Below are 23,664 nucleotides of genomic sequence, written 5' to 3'. Positions count from 1 at the left end.
AACCTTGACAAATAAGGGCCCAGAGTGATTTAGCTTTAGACTCACTTTGACCCTTATTTTTTACTGTATGGGTAGTAGGGGGAAGGCTTAAAGCCAGTAGTATCAGGCTTTTTGGGGAGTTTTGTATAGAAGAAATTTGAGAAAACAGTTTTGGAAAGACTTTTTTTTCATTTTCGTGGTGTTTGGTGGGAAAAAATTGTGAAAAGAGTTGTGGTGGTTTTCAGATACAGTCCATTCATGGAAAAACTTTATTTACTGGTAAAAGATGGGATGCTTTAGTGGCGGGGGTTTCGGGGGATGGGCGTGGAAAGACTTTTTTTTCGTTTTACATAGTTAGGGCCCCAAAAAATTTGGGGCTGGGAAAATGCTAAAGAACGAAGCACAGAGGGGCGGAACAGTCAGAAGCTTTAAAGAAGTCAAATGCTTGGTTCCCTGAGGTTGTTTATTCTTCTTTTGTCAAATCACGGAGAATACTTAAATACAGTATTTTATTAGACAACATAGAATATTCTTGTATCTCTTTTCTAAAGAATTTTCTTGAGTGTCTAAGCCTTTCTACCAACTTTTTTAAAATTAACTTTTCTGTATTATCAAGGTTAATTGATATTGCTTCTTTGAAATGTTTTATTAAAGGATCAATATGGAAAATATGAACAGAAAAAAGTACTTTCGGCGTTACAGGGTTAAAAAGGAAGCTGGGGGGTTTTTGGCATGCTGGAAGTAGTTCATACGGTTACCCCGTCGAAGAATACCAGCCGTTTAATGTTGCAGGAATATTTAGTAGCAATGAAAAGGGTAAAGAACAATTTATCATTGGCGGTATAATTGAGGATGAGAGGATTAAATATTTTGCTTTTGGCAGAGGACCTCAAATTCCAGTAACGCCGCAGGAAACCTAGTGAGGTTAATAATCGTGGCATTAGGAAGCAGTGCGTATATCTACTACTATATACCGTACCGAAAAGCTACATTTACATTAAACTATGAAGTGATGACAAGTGCTTTTCCAGTAGTTGGTTCTTGTACTCACGGGCTTACTTTTGGAGTTAGCACCGTTTAATAAGGGGCTTAATCCTGCTTGGGGACAACTGTTGCTTACGGTTTTAGTGATGGGTGTAGGGATATTGTTTGTTAGCCCTTATGCTACCAAAATATTTGGCGTAGATTTAAAGCTTTGGGGAACTGCTATGTTGGCGTTTCCGCTAGTAGGTATTCTTTTTGGTATTTTAATTGGCAAGGCACTTGTTCGGGAGAGGTAATGAAAGGCCCTGTCAAGTTTAATATGGCTGGATGAGTGGATGCGGAATTTGAAGTAGGAGGAATATCACATATACCAGTGAAAATAGCTTATTTGGAGGAATAGCCAAGTTTTATTAGTGCATTTAGAAAACAAGGCAAATGGAAAATTGACTGGATAAAACTACTAGCTGTTGGACTGCCAGCACTGTATATTGCTATCCATCTCTGATTTTACCTACCATACCTGGCATGTATATATATTCTCCGACATTTCCTCGATATTACAGCGACTTACCCCTAGTGCTAAGCGGGGTTGTACTTGGACACTTAAGGAACCGTTTCCTGTTAGGAGAATATTAGTTTTGCGCTTGTGACAGGAAATTTCGTTTGTTGTAGTCCAGATGGAACGAATATGATTTAGCCGCCGTCAAGTCCACCGACAAGGGCTTAGGATTTACGATTTTCAGCCTTAGCCAGTTTGATAATAGAAGATATTCAGTTAATAGCTTTCGTTGGAATTTTTGATGTGGACGGAAGATTCTTGTACCGCAGTTACCTACTGAAAGACTGTCCTGACAATAATTTGTCCGATGAGGTGAAGATATGAAAATCGTTATTGCTGGTGGTTCTGGGTTTATCGGGAGAAAATTAGCTGACTTACTTATCGAGGAAGGTCATGAAATTATCATCTTAACTAGAAATGACAAAATTTCATCGAAGGATGTATTATATGTTAATTGGCTCAAGGAAGGTAATAATCCTGAAAAAGAACTAGGAAATGTTGATGTGCTTGTTAATTTGGCAGGTGTTTCAATAAACCAGGGTAGATGGACTATGAAGCACCAAAAACAAATATATGACAGTCGGATGATAGCAACAGAGGAGTTACTAAGAATAATTGCAGCATCACCTCGAAAACCTGCTGTATTGATTAATGCCAGTGCCATTGGTATTTATCCAGTATCGCTTGATGCGGTTTATACGGAAGATTCAAAAGAGACAGCAGACGATTTTCTAGGTAGAACTGTGAATGATTGGGAAAGCAAAGCTAAAAAAGCTAATGAATATGGGGTGCGCACTGTCTTTATGAGATTTGGTGTTGTGCTTGGTAACGAAGGTGGTGCCCTCCCCCTTATGGCTTTGCCATATAAATTGTTTGCTGGTGGTACGGTTGGTGCAGGTGAACAGTGGGTTTCTTGGGTTCATTTCCTAGATGCCGTACGAGCTATCGTATTTGCTATTGAAAATGATAATTTGTATGGACCTGTTAATGTAACCTCACCAGCACCTTTAAGAATGAAAAGTTTCGGCAAAATAATTGGGTCCGTATTAAAACGACCGCATTGGCTTCCTGTGCCTTCCTTTATTATGAAATTGGCACTTGGGCAAAAAAAGTAAACTTATTCTCGAAGGTCAACAGGTTATGCCTAAAGTATTAATGGAGGAAAGATTTGGATTTTTATTTCCTACACTTGAATTAGCTTTAGAAAATTTGCTTACGAAAAGCAAATAACTATTAAAAGTTTATACAGTTCCTTTGATATATGTAACAAAATTGTTTCCTAAACTTATGACGAAACAGAAGTAACCTAGTTTTAGAATTTGGCTGAATTATATTGTTTAACTGGTCGAGGCTGACGATGTAGAGTGTATATATTTTTGCTTGCGTTTAATGCTACCAAAGATGAGAGGACGACTGTTATGAATTCGATTAGAAACATTTATTGTGTCGGCAGAAATTATGTTTCCCATGCAAAAGAACTAAAAAATGCTGTCCCTTCTTCGCCACTTTTCTTTAACAAGCCTACTCATGCATTGGTGGAGGCCAATGGACAGGAGATTAGTCTTCCCGGGGGCCGTGGAACTGTTCATTTTGAGGTTGAATTGGTCATTCGAATAGATAGGCCATATACGAAGGCTTAGGGGTGGATAAACTTCTTAGCGGCATGGCTCTAGGAATTGACTTTACTTTGAGGGATGTTCAAGACGAATTGAAGAGAAAAGGATACCCATGGTCAATGGCCAAAGGCTTTCCTAATTCAGCGGTAATAAGTAAGTTTATAGAGTTCCCGGGGATTGAGGATGTGAAAAAGTAGATTTTGCTCTTTTAAGAAACGGGCAACAGGTTCAGTTGGGCAATATTCAAGATATGGTTTTTAACTTACAGACGATTATAGATTTTGCGGCAGAGCATTTTGGTCTAGGAAAAGGTGACATAATATTTACTGGGACTCCGGAAGGGGTGGGACCGGTATCAGATGGCGACCGGTTGTCTTTATTATTAGGTGAACAAGTACTAGGAGAATGTATAATCAACTTGTTTTAAGAAACTTTCAGGTCTTTAGATAAGAACCTAAAAATAACGGAAGAATTAGAGGTGTAATTATGTTTAGAGGAGTGTTTCCCATCTTTGGTAGAGCAAGGATTCTTACAGCTGATTCCGATAGGCGATATGCCCTTGAATGTTTAGTTGAAAAATATTCACCTGACTATATTAAAGAAGGGCAGCAAGAAATTAAAAAAGACTGGGATAGAGTATGTTTAATTGAAGTCAAAACCGAACATATGACAGGTAAAGCAGCTATAGAAATTGTCAATGGTAATAAGTAAACCAGTTACATTCTCCTTAACAACACAACCCATATCTTTGGTAAATAATTGAAGGTTCTTCACCAGCGCTAAAGAATAGTAATGTTAACGGGGGGATTCGAAATGAATAGATTCACGAGGTTTGCTGGAATCTTGCTTTATAGTATTATCATTGCTTATATACTCAACTGGGGGGAACGGTATCAAAAGTTTTTACGAATAAAAGCGGCGGTATAACTACTTTTCTCAGAGTGTCGCGTTTAAATGATTAAAACAGTGCAGGAAGTACCGATAAGGATTCGGGGCAGCTGCACTGTTTTTGTTACTGGAACAAGAAGTTTATTAAACGACTAAAAGTAGAAAGGAGTTTCAAAAATTATCGTTAACTTTGCGATAGTCGTTTTGTGCGGCAGTTGCTGATAATGGCCTTTCCCGGTATATTTTCTCCACACCGTCTAAAGGAATACCAGTAATACCGTCGAATTGTTTAACAGATTGAGGTATATTTGGTAATTCAGAGGTGAGAAGATGAACGGAATACAAATTGCGGTGGTTTCCATCCTACCTTTTATAATAACCTTATTAACTGCGCTTTTGGTTAAAAAGACACAAATATTGGATATGCCTAACCAGTGGAAAAATCATGGAAAAACCATGCCTAGCTCAGGGGGCTTACCGATATTTCTTGGCTGGTCGGTAGGAATGACCGCTTTGGCTATAATCAATAGTAAATTTTTTTCTCAAATATTTTTTGTTTATATGGTTACTCTTACTGTGGCAGTAGTGCTAGGTTTTATTGATGATCTTAGGAAAATGTCGCTGGGTGTCAAAATTGCCGGTTATTTTGGCGTAGGCGCATCAGCTGGAATTACATATGTAATTTTCGGCGGTAGTTTTTTGCCGGCTGTTTACCTTTGTTTACTTGTTGTAATTTGTCAGAGTGCCGTTAATTCAATAGACGGCTTAGATGGTCTGGCATCAGGTATCACTGTGGTGTTTGGTGTTGGTGCTGTAGTCCCGGCTATGTTTACCGGTAATAGTTATCTTCTACTAATTGTCGGGGTTATGATATCGACTTTAGGTGCATTCTTGAAGTACGAGTCTTATCCTGCAGAAATTTATTTAGGCAGTGCCGGACGTCTAATGCTGGGCGCTTTTTTAGCTGTCACAGGGTTTTATACGTTTAAGCATTTTTCAATGTTTCAATCTTTGATGGGTGTATTAATATTAGTAGGTATCCCAATTTTTAATGTGTTAGTAACATTCACACGCCAAATAATTAATTCCAAGCCGGTTTTCGCGCCAGGCCGCAGTCAGTTTTACAACATTTTAATGGACCAAAAAGGATTTGGCCATATGGAAGCGGTCATGGCCTGCTATTTACTGCAATTGGTATGTGCCTTACTAGCGGTTATTTATTATTTGACTGCGGCTAATTGGCGTTTGCTTATCTTCATAATAATTCTGGTTAATACCGTTGTTTTTACTATTTTTCATAAACTTCTGGTAGCGGATACTACTAGTGATTTAAGCTTGCATAATTAAAAATGTGCATTGCAGTTGCGGCGCATATCATATGGGTAATTTCACTACTGGGGAGTAGTTTGCCTTAATTTAGCACTTACCTTTAAGACACCTCCCTAGACCTGGAAGGGTGTCTTATAATTCGCAGTAAGGTCTGAAAGTTACTTGTATGCCTGGAATAAGGATTCCAGGCGTTGCCAATTGCAAAGTTAATTATTACGGGTGATGGCCGGGGGCAGAACTGGTCCCAGGCAAGCATAAGTTAAATGGCAGAAGAATAGTCGGTCCCCAAATCTTTTTTTCTAGCTTTTTCTTTGTAGAGATCACTGTCTGCTTGCTTGATAAACTTACGAACTTCAATTTTGTCAAGGGTCGAGGTAATTCCAATGCTTACCGAAAATTTGGGAGACGATTTCATTTGGGCAATGGATTTTAATAATCTACTGACGACAGACCTTGCCCCATTGAAGTCCGTTTCTGGCAGAACGATAATAAACTCATCCCCACCCAAACGAGCAACTGTATCAGTTGCTCGTTTATTGCTCTTCATTGCTTTTGCGAGCATTCTAATGATTTTATCTCCTTTTAAATGGCCATAGTTGTCATTGATTTCCTTAAAATTGTCGATGTCAATCATTAACATCGAAAGACAAGTCTTATTTCTATTAACTCTTTCCATTTCTACTGTTAACTTATTATAAAGAAATCTTCTGTTTCGCAAGCCGCTTAAAGAGTCAGTGTAAGCCCCGCGATGTAGATGTTCAATTAACCTACCAAAAAGACAACCTGCAAAGGTTAAAACTACTGCTGATAATATCCAAACCCATAAACGTGGTAAAGCTATGTATTCTTCAAGGAGATAACCGATGACGCTAAAAACAAAACCTAAGAGGCCCATTTTAAGAGATGTTTTTTCGGTGAAAAGCAAATTCATATATGCTCTCTCCTATCTTGGTAAAAATACAATCAAACTTTTAGTTCTCCAGATTTTGACAAAATCCTTTATATTTAGCACAATTTACCTTTTCAGAGGCGTAATTTAAAACCAAAGAGTATAAGGTTCTTTTTTCCCTGATGTTTCGTAGTATTTTAAATGGCTCATGGAAATTATACCAAGGATTGGCCCAATACTTAATATGGCAAATACCCATTCCCATCCAATCTGTGCTTGAATAACCGGAACCAGGTTGATAGAGAAGACGGTTATGAGGAACCCAATGGACATTTGAAAGGTTAGGGCTGTCCCCACATAGTCAGCATTTGAGAAATCCGTGACCGCTGCTGAAAACTGCGCTGAGTCCGCAACGACTGTCATACCCCAAATCAGGGACACTATCAGGGTCAGCCAAATAGAGCTGCCAAATGTAAAACCGATTATAATCGAACAAAGTGCACTTATGGACATGGCAATGATAGTAAGATTAGACTTACCTATTTTTTCCGCGCAGTATCCACCGATTATACATCCAAAAGCTCCCGCAACTCCGATGGACAAAAATGAAAATAACTTGCTCCATAGCGGGTTTATTTGTGGGGAATATGTTATTAAGCTGGCGGCTAAAAAAGCCGGGAGCCATGTCCACATCGCGTATAATTCCCACTGATGTCCGAAATAGCCGTAATTAGCAAGCATGACGGGTTTATTTGTAACAACCTTTTTTAATAATTTAAAAGAAACAGGATTCTTTTTTGAAGCGACGGGAGTATCTGGTAGAACCCAAGTGATAATCACAGTAGAAATTAGTGCCAAAATAGAACTGGTGGCGATGACTAGCTGCCAATGAACCGAAGATAAAAACAACACAATGAAATGGGGTAAAGAGGACCCTAAAGTAAGCGCAGCAACTAAAATGCCAATAGCTACTCCGCGCTTTGTGGGAAACCATTGGGATAGCAGCTTTACAGCGATAGGGTAAACACCCGCCATGCTTATTCCCGTTATAAAACGTAGTGTTATGCCAAGCCAAGCACTATCCACCCAAACCAATAATCCATTTACGACCGCCCCTGTAAGTGCCGAAACAGCAAATATTTTTCGAGCATTAAATCGATCTGCAATACCGAAAAGAGAGCTAGATAATGCGCCGGTAATAAACCCGATTTGAACGGAAGCTGTCACCCAAGCTTGCATAGAGGAGTTAAGATTCCAAACTTTAGTTAGTTCAGGTAATATTGCGGAGGCGCTAAACCATAAACTTAAAGCAAATAATTCAGATATAGCAATCCAAGCGAGCGCAGTCCAGCGGCTAATTTTCATAAGAGATACTCCTTTTAATTACTTGCAGTTGACATAATATTTAGATAATTAGCCCCTGGTATCGGGACGGTCTGTTCCGGATAGGCTATTAAATCATAGCTGGTGTAGTTTAGAAAGAATCTACTTGGTTGAGTTTAATAATTTAAATTAGGAACTTAGCTAGTATGAGGTAGGCTAGTTTGATTCAATTATAATACATTTGTTTGTTATAGTTCGATTAATTTCCTCTATATTCCTGCCACATCAACACTGCGCCTGCCATTATTCTAGAATAACCACCCCGTGTCCACCTAAAGCAACCCGCATCAATTCCTACGAATAATGCAAGCCCACCGCTTTACCAGCGAATATTTAATCGCCCAGAAATAATTGTTATGACTTTAATAAGCGATGTTAAGAACTTAATGGTAAATTCCAGAAAATTCTTCTATGGAACAATTCAGTGCATTTAATGACATACTTATACAAATTGTGACAAGGGAGTAAAAAAATGTGACAAATATCACAAGGGCTGAGGGAACAAACAGTGAATACACAACATTGAATACAAGGTGAGCTGCTAAAATATGGACAACTCTGCATTCGATAGTTATTAGGATTGTGATATGGTAATTGACCTATCTACTTGCGGCGTTTAAAAAATTGACAACGCATTTTTAGAACGGTGGAACAAAGAAGCAGCATACAAATATTAATAAGGTCTCTAAAGAAGGTTTAACAAATGTTTAGGTGGAAATTAATCTAGTACTAAGCCGTGGATAATGCGGCATACGAAGTTAATCAAGTTCGAAAGGAGAGTGTGGATTTTGGGTAAAGATTTATTGGAAATGACCCATGAAGAAAGAAAATCTTTTTACATACTCCTTTCAAATAACAGTTTTTCTTATGATAGTGATAGACAAGGGTGGTTTAAATATATAGCAAGAAAACTGTTTCTGACACTAAAACGATAGCCATAAATAGAGATACTGGGGGTCTGACTGAACAGGCTAGGGGGGTCGGAATATGGGGTTTATTTCGTTGGATGATAAATTGGTAAGTTTGTTAAATATAATGGATTACCAGGCATGGGTTCAGGACATGGATACTTACTATTGGGCCAATAAGGCGCATGCCGAATTTATGGGGCTCACACAAGACCAATGTCACAACTTTAAAATATGCAAAGTGCTTAGTGAAGAAGAGCGAAAGCAATGCTCATTGAGTAATAAGACGGTATTTGAGAAAGAGAAACGGGTTAAGAGTAAAGAATGGGTAAAGAACAAAGATGGTGAAAAGCGGTTATTATCAATAACTAAAGAGCCTTTTAAAAATGATAAAGGTATGGTTGAATATATCTTATGCAAAGCCGAGGATGTGACCGAAAATACCAATTTAAAGGGTGAATTGTATATAGTTCATAAGCAGCTTAAGAATATTATTGAGAGTCAAAATGACTTAATATTTCGGATCTCCCCTGAAATGAAGTATACTTTTGTGAACAAAATATATGCGAATATTTATGGTAAAAACCCCGATGATATGATAGGTAAAAGTATGTTAGATATTGTCCCTGCCGATAGGACAGAATCTTTAATTAACTTAATATCTAAACTGAATTTCCAGACACCCGTTGGGTTTTTGGAAACAAGCATAAATAACCTACGCATTCAATGGGTTTGTAAATTGATATTTGACGATAAGGGAAGAGCTATGGAATATCAGGCCGAGGGAAGGGACATCACTGAAATAAAGCAGGTGGAAAATGAACTGCGTCAATCCCATGAAACCCTAGAACAGAAGGTAGCTGAAAGGACCAAAGCGCTTAAACAACTAAACGATACACTTGAGAATGAAATAATGGAAAGAACTAAAACGGAACTTTTATTAAGAAAGCGATATGAATTTGAAAAAGCCCTACTTAAAATTTCGTCAAGGTTTATTAAAACATTAGACATTGAAAGTGCTATCGCTGATGCTTTAAATGATTTGGGTAACATTTGTCAGGCAAGCCGTACATGCATTTTCCTTTTTAAGAACAATGGTACTGTTATGGACAATACCCATGAATGGTGTGCCCAAGGGGTAACCCCTCAGATAGAAAATCATAAAAATTTATCCTGTGACGATGTTCCGTGGTGGGTAGCAAAGATAAAAAACAATCAGAATATCCTTATTGACGATGTATCCAAACTGCCTGTTGAAGCTAGCAGGGAAAAAACTACATTAGGAAGGCAGGATGTAAAGTCACTTATTGCTTTACCACTAGCTGTTAAGAGAGAGATAATTGGCTTTATCGCACTACACGAAGTAGATGAAATAAACAAATGGTCAGAAGAAGATTTTACGGTAGTGCGGCTCTTTTCAGAAATTATCGGAAATGCTTTAGAACGGGATTTGTCCAGACAAGAATTGAAGGATAGCAACACGAAGCTTCAGAAACTTTTGGAGGACACTGTTAATTTATTATCCTCTACAATTGGAATGGTTGATTCGTATACAGCAGACCACCAACATCGTGTAGCGGACATCGCTTGCAACATTGCAAGGCATTTGGAAGTATCTGAAGATAGTCTTGAGGGAATTAAGGTTGCCGCTTTACTTCATGATATAGGAAAACTTCATGTTCCAGCGAGTATTTTAAGTAAACCCAGCAAGCTCACACAAAACGAATTCAACCTAATAAAGGACCACGCAACAATGGGTCATGAAACCCTTAAAAGGGCAGATTTTCCGTGGCCTGTAGCCCAAATTGTTTTACAGCATCATGAAAGAATTGATGGGTCTGGTTACCCTGAAGGATTGAAGGGCGAGGAGATACTTTTAGAAGCAAAAATAGTTGCAGTAGCAGATGTAGTTGAGGCCATGTGTTCACACAGGCCATATAGACCTGCCTTAAATAAGGAAATGGCAAAGAAAGATATCTTGAGAAATAAAGGTATTCTTTACGATTCTGAAATCGTAGATGCCTGTTTGGCAGTGTTCTTTGAAAAGGAACACAAAAAAGCTAACTGAGGGGAAACGATATTTTTTAGTTCCAGCTATAATTCTAATAGCAAATAAACAGTAGAGTGACGGTAACTCTAAAGCAGAAATCATATGGCTGCATGGTGGATATCTTGATTAGCTAAAGTATGCTGGGAGATTTTGAGGCAGTGCTATCGATCATCTTATGGAATCACGACGTGATGAACACTAAAATAGCCCTAAAAAGAAGTTTTTAATGCCTCGAAAAAGTCTTATTATTAACGAAGCCTTTTCTATCTCTTCAACTGCCACCATATTTATTTCTGTATCTTGTTTATCCTTTTCCCTAAGATAATCGCTTTCAGAATCAAAGGCTACGGAACCAATGACCTGCCCCTTTTTGACGGGTGCTTCTACTGTTGTTAGAGATACTACTTTTTCAATTTTGCTGTCCCGCTTTACCATTAAGGAAATATCTTCTGCAACTTCCACCGGTACCTCTAGCTTTTTCCCTTTTAGTACCTTTGTTTTCTCGTACCCTTTAATAGTGTCACCTTTCTTTGCTATTTTTTCTACAGTGAAGGCTTCAAAACCGTATTCTAAAAGCTCCTTAGTTGCCTTAAAACGATGTTCTTTCGACTTTGCACCCATAACAACACTAATAAGGCGTATATTTCCCCTTTTAGCGGTGCCGGTGAAGCAGTTGCCGGCAGCTTCCGTATATCCTGTTTTTAAGCCATCCACGCCTTCTAATTCATACCAAAGGCCGGGCAGCATCCAGTTCCAATTAATCATTTCCACCTGATCATCTTCCCCTTGTCTAAAAACAGCCTTAGGAGTTGAGGCAATCTTTAAGGCTTCCGGAAAAGTATTTATTAACTCGCGGGCCAGGATAGCTGCATCCCTTGCTGACATCACCTGCTCACCTAAGGAAATCGGTGGGGCATAATCAGAAAGAATGTTTCGTGGAAGACCGGTACTGGTAATAAAGTTAGAATCTTTCATTCCCAGTTCTTGACCTTTTTCATTCATTAGTTCTACGAATGCGGTTTCTGTGCTAGCGATATGCTCGGCGAGCATTGCAGTGGCATCATTGGCGGAATAGATGGCCATAGCCTCATAAAGCTCCCTGACCGTTCTTCTTTCCTTTTCATTCAAAAATACCCGGGAACCACCGTATCTCCCTAAGAAGAAACCATAATCAGAAGTTGTCACAATATCATCCCAGGTTATAGTTTTATCTTTAATTGCCTCTAACACTAAGTATTCTGTCATCATCTTTGTCATACTAGCGGGGGGCATCGGAGTATCTATATTTTCCTGGTAAAGAATTTTTCCACTAGCAGCATCCACTAATATTGCTGAACGAACATCTGGGCTTAAATCAGCGGCCGAGGCAGTTCCTGTAAAAACTAATAAAACCAATAGTAAGCTGACCAATTTTTTCACCATTATTCCCCCATTCTTAGTTCAGTTATTGAAGCTAGGCACAACGCCTTGTTAAACATGGCATCGCAATATTATATAATGGAATTATAATATGAGTATTAGTTTAGCGAAAAATTACTTTCTAGAGCATAATAGATTGGGATATTCCCCTTATATGTATTTCTCTAATGTGAGGACATACCTTCTACTATTGATCATTAGTCTCTCTTTCCTTGGGACATTACGGGGGCTTCTAAAGGTGCTAACTTAGGTAGATGGGCTAAGTCTTTATATTTTCTAATTCGGCAACCTTATTAGTAAACCAAGCTGAATGCAAATCCTCATCAATCAAGTTTGACCATAATAGGTCAAACAAACTTTGATCAGATGCAGCCTTAAGAATAAAGTCTTTATAATCAGCCATGGCCTTTTGCTCTAACTTGATATTAGCCTTGAGAAGATTGATGACACCTGACCAACCAGTTATGTTGCCAGCAGTTTTCCCAGTAAAAGGAGCAATCACTGCACCGATTGAAGTGGGCCTGCCGCCTAATTCTTTAATTTTGTCTGCAACATTATCGACATGTTGCTGTTCAATGCTAGCGACTCTTTCAAGGGTTCTTTTAATGTATATATCATCGATTGTTTTACTTTGAGCATTATAAAGACCTACTTGGTTTAGTTCTAAACTGTAAAACCAATTAAGTTTGGTAATTACTTCTTCCCGTGAAAGCATTAGGGCCTCCAATTGATGTATTTTAATTCCCAACAAGCAACAGTATATCCCATTTATCTCCTTAATCAAACAATCAAGCCATATTTCTAAAAGTCGGAACGATATGAAGCCAGCCTTTCACTTTTCCATACTTTACAAGTTTATCATAAAAATTAAGCTCTTCTTTTAGAAAATCAAAAAATACCGTTCGTAAAGGGTCATTTCTGATAGTGTCTATAACTGCTCTAGTATGTAAGCTAGTAGCTGACTGCATTCCTGTGAAGATGGTTCTATACGCAGATTTATCGGTCATTATTTCAGGGTCAATAGTAACTGACATTGAAGCCGGGGGCCTCTCTGGTAAAGGTACTTCAAATTTGGTTGATTCTTTTTCAAGGATTTTAATTTGACTATTTAAAGAGGATAAGCCCCCTTGTAATATTGCTCTAAAATCTGCATCATGCACAAAGTTAAGATATAGATTAGTTAGTTCCAGCTGGTCATAACGATAGTTTAAGTGCTCCCAGAGATGATATGCTTCACTGACGGCGATTGGTTCCTTTTTCGTAGGTTTACCAGATGTAAAAGCAGGTTCTATATCGGTCCACCCCTTTAATTTACCGAATTTGTATAGTTCTTCGTAGTTTTTCAAATGATCTAACACAAAGGAGGATAAATGTTTACGCAGCCTATCGTTTGTTGTTGAGGTAGTAAGGGCATCAGACAATATCTTTAATTCAGATATCAAATCGCTGAAGAATTTTCTATGAACAAATTTGTCAGTTATTGCTTCTAGCTGGGTAGAAATCTTAATTTGTGCCGGGGGCCTTGTCGGTACCTGCAGTTTAAAATGCTTACCTAGCGCCTCCAGGGTGGCTACCTGGCTTTGAAAATCGTCTAAATGATTATTGGCTATAAGTATAAAATCACGGTCATGGATGAAATTCCTTAAGAATTGGTAGGTTTCAATACTTATATACCTTGAGCGCAATATATTCCAAATATTAAAGGCCTCTATTGTGCTAAGCTGTTCACTCTTACTGTTAGAACTTTTAAATACTGAGATATTTACCAAAACTAAGCCCTCCCAGAATTTTAGTTTCTTAAAAGTAGTATTAACTTTGGAAGGAGAATTTATTTAATAGGCCATATTTCGAGGAGGTTTCGCCTTTCATTGGAGGATGGTAGCTTAGGCAATAAAGATTCGCTGTTTGATGATAGACGGCAGCGCAAAACTAGAGGGGAAAATTATCCCCTCCTAGTTTATTTATCGACTGTTTTAATTAATCGCATGGCGTTATCCTTCAATACGTTACCTAAAACCGGGTGAGAAAGTCCTAAGTTCATCAGTTCATCTATGGCATTTTTGGGGTCATGTTCCATGATTGGGAAGTCGCTGCCGTAAAGAAAACGTTGGGGATAAAGTTGCATAATTTCCTGGAGCCTGCCTTGGTCCAAATGCTGGGTTGGATTGCCCATGGCCCAGGATGTGTCAAGGTACAAATTTGGGAAATCAGCCAATAACGCAAATGTCTTTTCCATTTCAAAAAGCCCAAAGTGGGGAACCAAGACTTTTAGTTCCGGAAACTCTTTAAGTACCGGCAGGAGATAATCTATCCCCAACAGGGGATAATCCTTGGCTTGATAAGGGGCCGTACCAGTATGTATGATTACGGGTTTTCCTCTTTTTTCAGCCGCGTGGTAAATGGGCTTTAGTCGTGGATCGGCGGCAGAAAAACCTTGCACAGCCAGTTGAAGTTTGAAGCCGACAAAATCCCATTCGTCTAGAACTGTCTCAATGTTTCTTTCTAGGTGATGATCATCGGGATGGATACAGGCAAAGGGGATAAACATAGGGTTGTCCCGGCAAAAGTCGCGAACCCATTGATTTAGCGTCATGGATATGTCAGCTTTATGAGCATAAGTGAGCAAAAAGGCCCGTTCTACTCCTAATGATTCTAAATAGTTTTGAAGTTCTCGATAAGACCAGCTATTATAAGGAATTATCCAGTTATGGGCATCAAACCAGCGAAAGATTGCTTTGAACAATCTGTTAGGAAACAAATGGACATGACAGTCCCAAATTTTATGATCCATTACATCTATCCTTTCATTCAAGTCATTCATGTCATTCAAGCCTACATGGCCTATTATAATATTTTTTGGCATAGTTTCAAGAATTTTCTTTTAATACTTTTTCAAATCAAATCGATGCTCAACCGCGTATGCCGCGGCATTTGCCCGGTTACTTAGGCCTAATTTACTCAAAATGATACTGACATAATTCTTAATAGTTTTGGGACTGAGGTACAATTCCTGGGCGATCTCATTATTTGTTTTACCTTTGGCTATTAATAGCAAAATATGCTTTTCCTTGGGTGTTAGAATATTTGTTTCTACGTCCACCCGTTCTTTCGGGTAACTCTTTACTAAATCCATAACCTTTCCGGTTATTTCCGGGGCAAGCAGTGACTGCCCCTGGGCGACCTTCTTAATGGATTCTATCAACTCATCACCCGCTATTTGTTTCAATAAGTAGCCATTAGCGCCTGCCATGATTGATGACATTATGGCATCGTCGTCTGAGTATGAAGTGAGCATCAATACTTTTAATTCGGGGCAGGCACTCTTTATTTCCCGGCAAGCCTCAATACCGTTACCGGAGGGAAAGCGGACATCCATTAGAACCACATCAGGACAAGCAGATTTAACTGCCTCCACGCCCTTATCTGGAGTGTCTGCTTGGCCAACTAGCTCAAACATAGACTCGCCTCGTAAAATATGCCCCAGCCCAACCCGAACCATTTCATGGTCATCTACAATGACAATTTTAATTTTATCCATTTATTTCACCTCTATATGGAATTAAAAGTTCAATTCTAGTTCCATGCTCATAACCAGAAACAATGGCCATTTCTCCCCCCATTGCATTCATCCGTTCTTTCATATTCTTCAAACCTCGATGGTCTCCAGAGGAATCTTCTAGCCGGGATATAATTTTAGCTTGGTCAAAACCTCGTCCATCATCGCAAACGGTTATCTCAATAAACTCCTTTTGCAGAAAGACATTTAATTCTACTATTTTTGCTTGTGCATGGCGCCGAATGTTGTTAAGAGCTTCTTTAAGGATGTGATAAATATGGGCCCGTTGGTCAGGTGTAAGCGATTGTGTCCCGTTTTCCTTGTAATTAAAAATAGGGTTAATTTCAGACGTAACAGTGAACTCGTTAAGCAGCTCCAGAATACTCTGATGAAGCTTCATATCTTGAAATTGTAGCTGCTGCAGGTCCATAATGTAGGACCTAACATCCTTGATTGTTTCATCTAGCTTCGTAATGGAAAATGCCAACAATTCTGCCGCAGGATGATTAGGGACATCCTTCATCAGACGGCGGCTTTGCTCCAGTGTTAACCCAATTCCATACAAAGACTGAATAGTTCCATCATGCATTTCTCTGGAAATACGGCCTCTTTCCTGCAATATGGCATGTTTTCTTTCCGCTTCTTCCACTCGCTTTTTCTGTTCAACGTCAAAGAGTTCTAGGCTTTTTACTATGTTTATGCCTATGCCGACCCCTGCTGCAAAACGTAAGATCTGTACTGGAACACCTGTGACGGCAATAAAGGATTCATAGTTTAATAAGTTTGCAGGAAAGAATTCCAACCTAGACCCAACTAAACCCGTGAAAAAGCCATAGACAGCTATAAAAAACGCACCCCACCACATGTGATCAATTAGCCGAGGCATATCAAGGAGCCGAAACACTTTAGTCTGTTTAAAAAACGCATAAGATGCCGTGATAGCGGCCGGAAAACCTAAAAAGTATCTGGCCATCGTATTGGACAGGGCCAACCATGCACTAAAGTCCGGTATTCGCGCCTTAAGGGCAGAAATAAGAAGTAGCCATATAAAAAAGACAGCAAAAGGCGTCAAAGCCCTTTTATCCTTTTCAGGCAGTATCACTTTCAAGCCAAACACAAATAAAAAAACATAAGATATGGATAGTAGAAGGTAGGCAGACACCCTAAGGAAATCGTAAACTTGAGGTGTCAAGCTACGTTCATTCAACGGTAAAAATGCTGGGGCCCAGTCTGCCAGTCCATGAAGAATACCGAATAATGCAAATAAGCGAATGTATTTTGCCAGTTTAAATTGACTTGCTTCTACGTTTTTGACAAGAATTGCAAATCCAGTTAAGACATATACCAGGCCATATACGAAAAAGATCAATTCACTATGCTGCTCGTAAATATCTACTAAATTGAACCACATTTCACAAGCCTCATTTCAATTAGGAACTGTTATATAACAATTTCTACAATATTACGACTTATTCCTTTAGCATTTCGCCCCCAATATATGCCTTATTATCCAGCGCATAGATAGCTTAATAACCACTCTTACGCCAAGAGTACCAAGGACCTTTACTTTTCGGGACCTTTGGCCCTGACCTTGTGCTCATTTTCACTTGGGATATAGGATTGGGTAATGATTTGTCGTATACTCATAGTGTCTCTCTTGACAAAAAAATCTTAGGAGGTGCTAGAAATGAAAAAGGGGGCTTTATTGACATTGCTAATGCTGTTAGTGCTGGCATTGGCAGTAGGATGTGGCCAACCAGCTGAAGAACCGTCAAACGGCAACCAAGAACAACCGGCTGAACAAACTGAACAACCACAAGAACAACCGGTTGAAAAAGTTGCTGAATATGTAGGTTCTGAAACCTGTGCTGGCTGCCACGCTGACATCGCGCAGAGTTTGGAACAAACTATGCATACCAAAATGCTGCAGGATGCCAGCGACGAAACTATCATTGGTGATTTAGCCAAAGCAGGAAACCCGCTTGAAGTTACCGGGTTAGCTAAGGAGGACATTAAGTTTACTATCGGCAGTAAGTGGAAGCAGCGCTATGTCGTTGAACAAGATGGTAACTTAAAAATCTTACCGAAGCAATGGATAGTTAAGACTGAAGAATGGACTGAGTATCACGCCGACGAGTGGGAAGAAAGAGTTTATGAAGACAAATGTATCCGCTGCCATACTACAGGATACAACGTTGAAACAGAGGAATTTGTTGAAGCCGGCGTTGGTTGTGAAGCTTGTCACGGCCCTGCCAGCTTACACGTTGAAAATCCTGCCAAGGTTAAACCTGTAAATGTTGCAGACCTTTCCCCAGAGAGACAGGTTGATGTGTGTGGTTCCTGCCACGTGCGCGGAAAAAATGCGGACGGTAAGCGGGACGATGCGCTAGGGTTTATGCCGGGTGATGATTTAAACGACCACTATGATGCGTTAGTACCAAAAGGTGAAGATGAAAAACGCTTCTATGAAAATGGTGATTCTAAATCTCACCACCAGCAGTACAATGACTTTATACAAAGTAAGCACTATGAGGCCGGTCTAAGCTGTATTACCTGCCATGATCCTCACAGCCAAGGTGCCGCGACAGGGCAATTAAAAGATACTCCAGAGAAACTTTGTTTCAGCTGCCACAGCGAAGAGGATTTAGGCAAGCCGTTTGACCTACGCAAGTTTATGCCTAAGAGGGCCAAGAGTGCAACTCCTAACGACATCACTACGCACACATTTAGAAAACCGTAATGGACAAGATAATTAAACCAAAGTGAATAGTAAAACTTCTTGAAAACAGTACAAAATGGCCTAGTTATATCAAACATTTTTTGCTTAGTACTGTTGTTTCGGAGACGAAGAGTAGCCCAGTAACCATATTTTAATGGTTATGGGCTACTCTTCTGATTTTAGAGTCATTGTAATTGCTTTTACCGTATTCACCGTTGAGTGATTTGTTATATTTTCACTTGCGGGTAAATAAGATTTATAGAATGCTTGTTTAGGCGGGAGAAGCGGAAAAGGGTTTTGTTCAGGCCAGCCTAATTTTGGTCATATTGGTATTGACATAATGATTGAAATATTATGAATAATGACATAAAATATAATTACAATATTTTACAGCTACACCAAATAATGTATGGGGAGGTAATTGTTTTGTCGGGTAAAGTTAAATTTTTAGTCAAATCCAAGTGGGTAATCCTGATGCTGATGATGGTGTTTGCATTGGTGATGGTTGCGGGGTGCGGTCAAAAACCCCCAGCCGAAGAACAGGGTCCCCAAGACCAAGGGCAGACGCCTCAGGGTGAAGAAACTTCTAGTGAGCCGATTAAGGTGGGTCTCATCTTACCCTTGACCGGTACCCAGGCTATGTTCGGTCAAATGGAAAAGAATTCTTTTGAGATGGCTTATGCCGAACTGGAGGCACAAGGAAAAACTACTGTCAACGGTAGAAGGATTGAGCTTATCTTTGAAGATGACCAGAGTAAGCAGGATGTAGGAAAGGCTGCAGCGGAAAAGTTGATTAACCAGAATAACGTCAATATGTTAAGCGGTGGTTACAGCAGTGCAGTGACTAATGTTATTGCAGGGACTGCCCAGTCTAACCAAATTCCTTTTATGATTGTTACCGGTTCGGCAGATAAAATAACTCAGCAGGGCTGGGAGTGGATATTCCGCGGCAGTGCTTCGCCGGCCAGTAAGTACACCGCTTCATTCTGGAAAATGATGGATGAAGTAATTAAAGCTAAGACCGCCGGGGTTATTTATGAAAATACGGATTTTGGCATTAGTTCTGCTGAAGGATTTAAAGAAGCTGCTACAGAGCATGGTATAGAGGTAGTGTTCGATCAATCCTATGAGGCTGGGGCGTTGGATTTTAAACCAATGTTGGCCAAAATGCAGGCTGAAGAACCGGATATTATTTTTGCCGTATCGTATGTGATGGACGCGGCCCTTATTACAAAACAGATGAAAGAACTGAATTTCAGTGTAGACCTGTTTGTCGGCGGCGGTGCCGGGTACACCATGCCCGAATTTGTGGAAAATGCCGGGGATGCATCTCAATATGTAGCTTCGACCACACTGTGGGTGCCTAACGTTGCCTGGAAGGGAGCAGCCGATTATTTCAAAAATTATCAGGAAAAATATGATAAGCAGCCTGATTATCACGGTGCTCAGGCCTACGCTAGTATGTACGTGATCGCTGATGTTCTCAACAGAGCTGAAGAGTATACTCGTGAGGGTATTAAGAAAGCACTGGAGGAAACAGACTTGGATACCATTATGGGATCCGTCAAGTTTGAGGACTGGGAAGGTTACACCAACCAGGACCGGCCAACAACCTATGTGGTGCAGTGGATAGATGGCCAGTTGGAAGTAGTATGGCCTGAAGAGGCTAAGTCTGCAGACTATGTCTTCCCTGTGCCCAAGTGGAGTGAAAGGTAAAGACAAAAGGGGGGAGGTAACTCCCCCCCTCTTGTTGTAATGAGGGGGTGTTTACAAAAATGACGTTATTTGGTCAAGCTGTCATAAGTGGTTTTTTACTTGGCGGAATGTATGCGCTAATTGCCATCGGGATGACACTGATAATGGGTGTCATGAAGATAATAAACTTGGCCCATGGTGCGCTGGTAATGGTAGGGATGTACATTACATTCGTTTGTCATCAGGCATTGGGTCTTGATCCCTATCTGGGGATGTTTATTTCCATGCCAGTGCTTTTCCTTATCGGCTGCTTAATTCAAAAATATATGATTAACCGCCTGGTAGACGTGGACAGTATTCTCCCCGAAAACCAGGTGCTGTTAACGGTGGGAATAATGCTGGTACTTACTGAGATTATCAGGCTGATATTTAAGTCGGATTATCGTTCAGTAGCGACGCCTTATTCCAGCTCCGCAATCTATTTAGGAGATATCTCCATTAATCTACCTATGGCTGTGGGATTTGTTATTGCTATGGCTATGACTTATGGGTTACATCTTTTCTTGACGAGAAGCGACCTGGGGCGGTCCATCAGGGCCACTGCTCAGGACAGAGAGGCAGCAATTTATATGGGTATCAACTCACAACGAGTGACCATTATAACTTTTGGACTTGGAGCAGCACTTGCTGCTGCCGGTGGGTCCTTGCTGCTGCCTATATTTTACCTTTGGCCGGATATAGGGCACCTTTTTACTGCCAAATCTTTTATTATCACTATTTTAGGGGGGATGGGCAGCACCATGGGTGCTTTGTTTGGCGGACTGACGCTAGGGATAGCAGAATCACTGGGTGCTACTTATATTTCTATGGGTTATAAGGATGTAGTAGGTCTGGTCATCTTCCTGTTGGTTTTGCTCTTCCTGCCGGGCGGTTTTAGCAGTATTACCAAGAGGTGGGCAAAATGAAGAAAAAGGATGTCGCTTTCCTATTGTTGGGGATAATGATAGCTATCCTATTGCCCCTGGTGATAAAGGCGCGCTACTATCAGCACATCCTGATAATGGCGTTGATTTGGGCTACTCTTGGCACTGCTTGGAACCTATTGGGTGGATATACGGGGCAGGTTTCCTTCGGGCACGCGGCCTTCTTTGGACTGGGAGCCTATGCAGCAGGTTTACTAACTCATCACTTAGAACTCTCTTCATGGTGGGGAATACTGCTAGGGCCAGTGGTGGCTATGCTTATCAGTATTCCCATTGGCCTAATTTGCTTTCGCCTAAGGGGTCCGTATTTTGCTTTAGCCATGCTGGCTACCGGTGAAATTTTCCGTCTTGTATTTACTAATTGGGTATCCTTCACTAATGGTGCAAGAGGTATCCTGCTGATGCCTTCAATTACCAGCAAATTACCTTATTATTATATGGCATTATTTATGCTTGGTCTCGCTATCATGGTGGTTTACTTTATAATGAACTCTCGTTATGGGTATTATTTTTTAGCCATTAGAGAGGATCAGGACTCGGCGGAAGCACTGGGAATTCCAACTTCGAGGTTCAAGATGTACTCACTGCTGCCTAGTGCCTTTTTAACTGGTTTGGCGGGGGCTTTTTACATGAATTATTTAGCCTTTATAGACCCTCATGTAGTTTTTTCCCTGTCGGAAATTTCAGTGATGGTCATTCTGGTGGTCATGCTGGGCGGTGTAGCCACAACATGGGGGCCGGCCGTTGGAGCTGCAATTTATGTCATACTCAGTGAATTATTCAGGGCCCAATGGGGTACGGCTAGTGTGCTGGCATTTGGTGTTTTGGTATGTTTGGTAATAATGTTTTTACCAAACGGAATTATGGGGGAAACCCACCGTCTCCGCGGATTGTTTAAGGGAAGAAGCGGCGGGACGTATTCTGGAGGTGAAAAGGGTGAAGTTCTTCGAGACTAAGGGTGTTACCAAGCAATTTGGAGGCCTGGTAGCGGTTAATAATATTTCTTTGGAGGTAAAAGAGGGAGAGATTTTGGGTTTGATCGGGCCTAACGGTTCGGGAAAAACTACCCTTTTCAACCTTATAAGCAATTACCACTCCCTCACCAGTGGTGAAATATATTTTCAGGACCAACGTATTGACCGTTTACCAACACATAAGATATGTGAATTGGGAATTGGACGCACTTTTCAAGTTGTTAAACCGCTGGGTAGGTTGACAGTATTGGGAAACGTAATGACGGGGGCATTCCTGCGTTATCCTGAAAAAAAGAGTGCCCGGGAAAAGGCGTTGGAGATATTGGAATTTACAGGGCTGATGCACCGTCAGGATGTATTGGCCAAGAGCCTTACTATTGCTGACCGTAAGCGTTTGGAGATTGCTAGGATACTGGCAACTGAACCTTCATTGCTGCTCCTGGATGAAACTGCAGCCGGTCTGAACCCCCGGGAAACCGAAGCCGCGATGGAGATAATCGGTAAGGTTCGAGAAACCGGTGTTACAATCATTATTGTGGAACACGTTATGAAAGTTATTATGGGTTTAGCTGACCGTATTGTGGCTATTAATTTCGGTAAGGAGATTGCCTGCGGCAACCCTGAAGAAATAAGCAACAACCCCGAAGTAATTAGGGCCTATTTAGGTGATGCTTATGCTTAAAGTAAAGAATATCAATGTCGCTTACGGGGATCTTCAGGTTCTTTGGGATGTGAGCCTTGAGGTGAAAGAGGGCGAGTTCGTCGCCTTACTTGGGGCTAATGGTGCTGGCAAAACCACCATTCTCAACACAATTTCCGGCTTACTTCATCCGATGCAGGGGAGTATTGAGTTCACGGGGGAGGAGATATCCTCCATACCCGGTTACCGAACGGCAGATTTGGGAATAGCTCATGTACCTGAAGGCAGGCGACTATTTCCTGAAATGACGGTACGGGAAAACTTGGAGATTGGCTCATTGTCCAAGGAGGCCAAAAAGAAAAGAAAGCAGACAATGGAAGAAGTGTACCAGTTGTTTCCTCGCTTGAAGGAGCGTCATAAACAAGAAGCAGGCAGCTTGAGTGGTGGGGAGCAGCAGATGCTGGCTATTGGCAGGGGTTTAATGGCTCTTCCTAAACTGCTGATGCTGGACGAACCTTCGCTGGGACTGGCACCTGTTATTGTAGACCAGGTTTTTGAGATTGCCAGAGATATTAATAAAAAGGGAGTTACAATCTTATTGGTCGAGCAGAATGTGGCTCATACTCTTCAGCACTGCAACAGGGCATATGTTCTGGAAAATGGACGGGTGGTCATGAAGGGAACTGGTAATGAACTGCTTCATGATGAGCATGTTAAATCTGCGTATATGGGTATATGATAAGAAGCATGCAGCAGCCTGGCGTGAACAAGCATATTTTAGAGCAAGACATATTATGATCGTAGACATGGTCACGGGGGCTAAATGTCGTGATTACTGCACAATCGCTATAAATAACGTTTACTCCGTAAAAGAATCGCTTTAGGCCGCAAGGTCAGAAGCGGTTTTTTACTTGTACCATCATTAATACAAATGCAATGTTGGAGAGACCAGTTTCTTAAAATTCCAAATGTGAGAGTAACAACAAAGGATTTTGGCAAATATTGTCGAAAGTATCTATGACTTTAGTGGATAGAGGTTCAGGTTGCAATTAGGCTAGAGATGGTTAATTAACGCTGCTATTTTATATATCTA

Annotated in this window: 18 protein-coding genes and 2 pseudogenes; 12 read left to right on the top strand and 8 right to left on the bottom strand. The window is 40.5% G+C overall.

Annotated elements, in window-relative coordinates:
* Positions 1-1,091: 1,091 nt before the first annotated feature.
* From MFMK1_RS18070 to MFMK1_RS18050, 5 genes and pseudogenes are all read left to right on the top strand, one after another.
* Complete coding sequence (locus MFMK1_RS18070) at positions 1,092-1,259, top strand: hypothetical protein (RefSeq protein WP_366923068.1); 168 nt, start codon at positions 1,092-1,094, stop codon at positions 1,257-1,259.
* 583 nt (positions 1,260-1,842) lie between these two features.
* Positions 1,843-2,752, top strand: a pseudogene (locus MFMK1_RS18065) (TIGR01777 family oxidoreductase).
* 188 nt (positions 2,753-2,940) lie between these two features.
* Positions 2,941-3,565 (top strand): annotated as a pseudogene (locus tag MFMK1_RS18060) (fumarylacetoacetate hydrolase family protein).
* A 59-nt stretch (positions 3,566-3,624) separates the two neighbouring features.
* Positions 3,625-3,849 (top strand): hypothetical protein, encoded by a 225-nt coding sequence (locus MFMK1_RS18055; protein WP_366923067.1) that lies wholly within the window; start codon positions 3,625-3,627, stop codon positions 3,847-3,849.
* A gap of 507 nt (positions 3,850-4,356) precedes the next feature.
* Positions 4,357-5,373 carry a glycosyltransferase family 4 protein gene (locus tag MFMK1_RS18050; RefSeq protein WP_366923066.1) on the top strand — a complete coding sequence of 339 codons (1,017 nt, stop codon included), beginning with the start codon at positions 4,357-4,359 and terminating at the stop codon, positions 5,371-5,373.
* A gap of 241 nt (positions 5,374-5,614) precedes the next feature.
* Here MFMK1_RS18050 and MFMK1_RS18045 read toward each other — a convergent pair whose 3' ends face one another.
* Positions 5,615-6,286 carry a GGDEF domain-containing protein gene (locus tag MFMK1_RS18045; RefSeq protein WP_366923065.1) on the bottom strand — a complete coding sequence of 224 codons (672 nt, stop codon included), beginning with the start codon at positions 6,284-6,286 and terminating at the stop codon, positions 5,615-5,617.
* A 105-nt stretch (positions 6,287-6,391) separates the two neighbouring features.
* A complete protein-coding gene (locus MFMK1_RS18040; protein WP_366923064.1) occupies positions 6,392-7,609 on the bottom strand; it encodes an MFS transporter in 1,218 nt (405 codons plus the stop codon).
* 1,005 nt (positions 7,610-8,614) lie between these two features.
* Here MFMK1_RS18040 and MFMK1_RS18035 point away from each other — a divergent pair.
* The gene (locus tag MFMK1_RS18035; RefSeq protein ID WP_366923063.1) at positions 8,615-10,603 is read left to right on the top strand and encodes an HD domain-containing phosphohydrolase; all 1,989 of its coding nucleotides are present in this window, start codon (positions 8,615-8,617) and stop codon (positions 10,601-10,603) included.
* A gap of 180 nt (positions 10,604-10,783) precedes the next feature.
* On the opposite strand, the gene MFMK1_RS18030 is transcribed toward MFMK1_RS18035, so the two are convergent.
* The 6 genes from MFMK1_RS18030 to MFMK1_RS18005 form a co-directional block, all read right to left on the bottom strand.
* Positions 10,784-12,007 (bottom strand): D-alanyl-D-alanine carboxypeptidase family protein, encoded by a 1,224-nt coding sequence (locus MFMK1_RS18030; RefSeq protein WP_428846279.1) that lies wholly within the window; start codon positions 12,005-12,007, stop codon positions 10,784-10,786.
* 256 nt (positions 12,008-12,263) lie between these two features.
* Positions 12,264-12,719 (bottom strand): ferritin-like domain-containing protein, encoded by a 456-nt coding sequence (locus MFMK1_RS18025; protein WP_366923061.1) that lies wholly within the window; start codon positions 12,717-12,719, stop codon positions 12,264-12,266.
* A 73-nt stretch (positions 12,720-12,792) separates the two neighbouring features.
* Positions 12,793-13,773 carry a DUF3231 family protein gene (locus MFMK1_RS18020; RefSeq protein WP_366923060.1) on the bottom strand — a complete coding sequence of 327 codons (981 nt, stop codon included), beginning with the start codon at positions 13,771-13,773 and terminating at the stop codon, positions 12,793-12,795.
* Between the two features lie 188 nt (positions 13,774-13,961).
* On the bottom strand, positions 13,962-14,825 hold the full coding sequence (locus MFMK1_RS18015) for an amidohydrolase family protein (protein ID WP_366923059.1): 864 nt from the start codon (positions 14,823-14,825) through the stop codon (positions 13,962-13,964).
* A 60-nt stretch (positions 14,826-14,885) separates the two neighbouring features.
* Positions 14,886-15,542 (bottom strand): response regulator, encoded by a 657-nt coding sequence (locus MFMK1_RS18010; protein ID WP_366923058.1) that lies wholly within the window; start codon positions 15,540-15,542, stop codon positions 14,886-14,888.
* Positions 15,535-16,971 (bottom strand): sensor histidine kinase, encoded by a 1,437-nt coding sequence (locus tag MFMK1_RS18005; RefSeq protein WP_366923057.1) that lies wholly within the window; start codon positions 16,969-16,971, stop codon positions 15,535-15,537. The genes MFMK1_RS18010 and MFMK1_RS18005 overlap by 8 nt, the downstream gene beginning before the upstream one ends.
* 276 nt (positions 16,972-17,247) lie before the next feature.
* Between MFMK1_RS18005 and MFMK1_RS18000 the strand changes: the two genes are divergently transcribed.
* The 6 genes from MFMK1_RS18000 to MFMK1_RS17975 all read left to right on the top strand — a co-directional run bounded on the left by MFMK1_RS18000 (position 17,248) and on the right by MFMK1_RS17975 (position 23,310).
* On the top strand, positions 17,248-18,300 hold the full coding sequence (locus MFMK1_RS18000) for a cytochrome c3 family protein (protein ID WP_366923056.1): 1,053 nt from the start codon (positions 17,248-17,250) through the stop codon (positions 18,298-18,300).
* A gap of 405 nt (positions 18,301-18,705) precedes the next feature.
* The gene (locus tag MFMK1_RS17995) at positions 18,706-19,995 is read left to right on the top strand and encodes an ABC transporter substrate-binding protein (RefSeq protein WP_366923055.1); all 1,290 of its coding nucleotides are present in this window, start codon (positions 18,706-18,708) and stop codon (positions 19,993-19,995) included.
* A gap of 59 nt (positions 19,996-20,054) precedes the next feature.
* Positions 20,055-20,939, top strand: coding sequence for a branched-chain amino acid ABC transporter permease (locus tag MFMK1_RS17990; protein ID WP_366923054.1), 885 nt, complete (start codon positions 20,055-20,057; stop codon positions 20,937-20,939).
* Complete coding sequence (locus MFMK1_RS17985) at positions 20,936-21,913, top strand: branched-chain amino acid ABC transporter permease (RefSeq protein WP_366923053.1); 978 nt, start codon at positions 20,936-20,938, stop codon at positions 21,911-21,913. Before MFMK1_RS17990 ends, MFMK1_RS17985 begins: the two co-directional genes overlap by 4 nt.
* Positions 21,894-22,613 carry an ABC transporter ATP-binding protein gene (locus MFMK1_RS17980; protein WP_366923052.1) on the top strand — a complete coding sequence of 240 codons (720 nt, stop codon included), beginning with the start codon at positions 21,894-21,896 and terminating at the stop codon, positions 22,611-22,613. The genes MFMK1_RS17985 and MFMK1_RS17980 overlap by 20 nt, the downstream gene beginning before the upstream one ends.
* Positions 22,606-23,310 carry an ABC transporter ATP-binding protein gene (locus MFMK1_RS17975; protein ID WP_366923051.1) on the top strand — a complete coding sequence of 235 codons (705 nt, stop codon included), beginning with the start codon at positions 22,606-22,608 and terminating at the stop codon, positions 23,308-23,310. Before MFMK1_RS17980 ends, MFMK1_RS17975 begins: the two co-directional genes overlap by 8 nt.
* Positions 23,311-23,664 lie beyond the last annotated feature (354 nt).

It is taken from the genome of Metallumcola ferriviriculae (assembly GCF_035573695.1).
Lineage (GTDB): Bacteria > Bacillota > JADQBR01 > JADQBR01 > JADQBR01 > Metallumcola > Metallumcola ferriviriculae.
The sequence above is the reverse complement of the archived record's forward strand: the minus strand, read 5'-3'. Positions and strand labels throughout refer to the sequence as shown.

Excerpts from the sequence above, each read along its gene's own strand:
- MFMK1_RS17985 (WP_366923053.1), top strand. The coding sequence starts at position 20,936 with ATGAAGAAAAAGGATGTCGCTTTCCTATTGTTGGGGATAATGATAGCT.
- MFMK1_RS18015 (WP_366923059.1), bottom strand. The coding sequence starts at position 14,825 with ATGAATGACTTGAATGAAAGGATAGATGTAATGGATCATAAAATTTGG.
- MFMK1_RS18045 (WP_366923065.1), bottom strand. The coding sequence starts at position 6,286 with ATGAATTTGCTTTTCACCGAAAAAACATCTCTTAAAATGGGCCTCTTA.
- MFMK1_RS17990 (WP_366923054.1), top strand. The coding sequence starts at position 20,055 with ATGACGTTATTTGGTCAAGCTGTCATAAGTGGTTTTTTACTTGGCGGA.
- MFMK1_RS18035 (WP_366923063.1), top strand. The coding sequence starts at position 8,615 with ATGGGGTTTATTTCGTTGGATGATAAATTGGTAAGTTTGTTAAATATA.
- MFMK1_RS17975 (WP_366923051.1), top strand. The coding sequence starts at position 22,606 with ATGCTTAAAGTAAAGAATATCAATGTCGCTTACGGGGATCTTCAGGTT.
- MFMK1_RS18025 (WP_366923061.1), bottom strand. The coding sequence starts at position 12,719 with ATGCTTTCACGGGAAGAAGTAATTACCAAACTTAATTGGTTTTACAGT.
- MFMK1_RS18055 (WP_366923067.1), top strand. The coding sequence starts at position 3,625 with ATGTTTAGAGGAGTGTTTCCCATCTTTGGTAGAGCAAGGATTCTTACA.
- MFMK1_RS18000 (WP_366923056.1), top strand. The coding sequence starts at position 17,248 with ATGAAAAAGGGGGCTTTATTGACATTGCTAATGCTGTTAGTGCTGGCA.
- MFMK1_RS18050 (WP_366923066.1), top strand. The coding sequence starts at position 4,357 with ATGAACGGAATACAAATTGCGGTGGTTTCCATCCTACCTTTTATAATA.
- MFMK1_RS18010 (WP_366923058.1), bottom strand. The coding sequence starts at position 15,542 with ATGGATAAAATTAAAATTGTCATTGTAGATGACCATGAAATGGTTCGG.
- MFMK1_RS18040 (WP_366923064.1), bottom strand. The coding sequence starts at position 7,609 with ATGAAAATTAGCCGCTGGACTGCGCTCGCTTGGATTGCTATATCTGAA.
- MFMK1_RS18005 (WP_366923057.1), bottom strand. The coding sequence starts at position 16,971 with ATGTGGTTCAATTTAGTAGATATTTACGAGCAGCATAGTGAATTGATC.
- MFMK1_RS18030 (WP_428846279.1), bottom strand. The coding sequence starts at position 12,007 with ATGGTGAAAAAATTGGTCAGCTTACTATTGGTTTTATTAGTTTTTACA.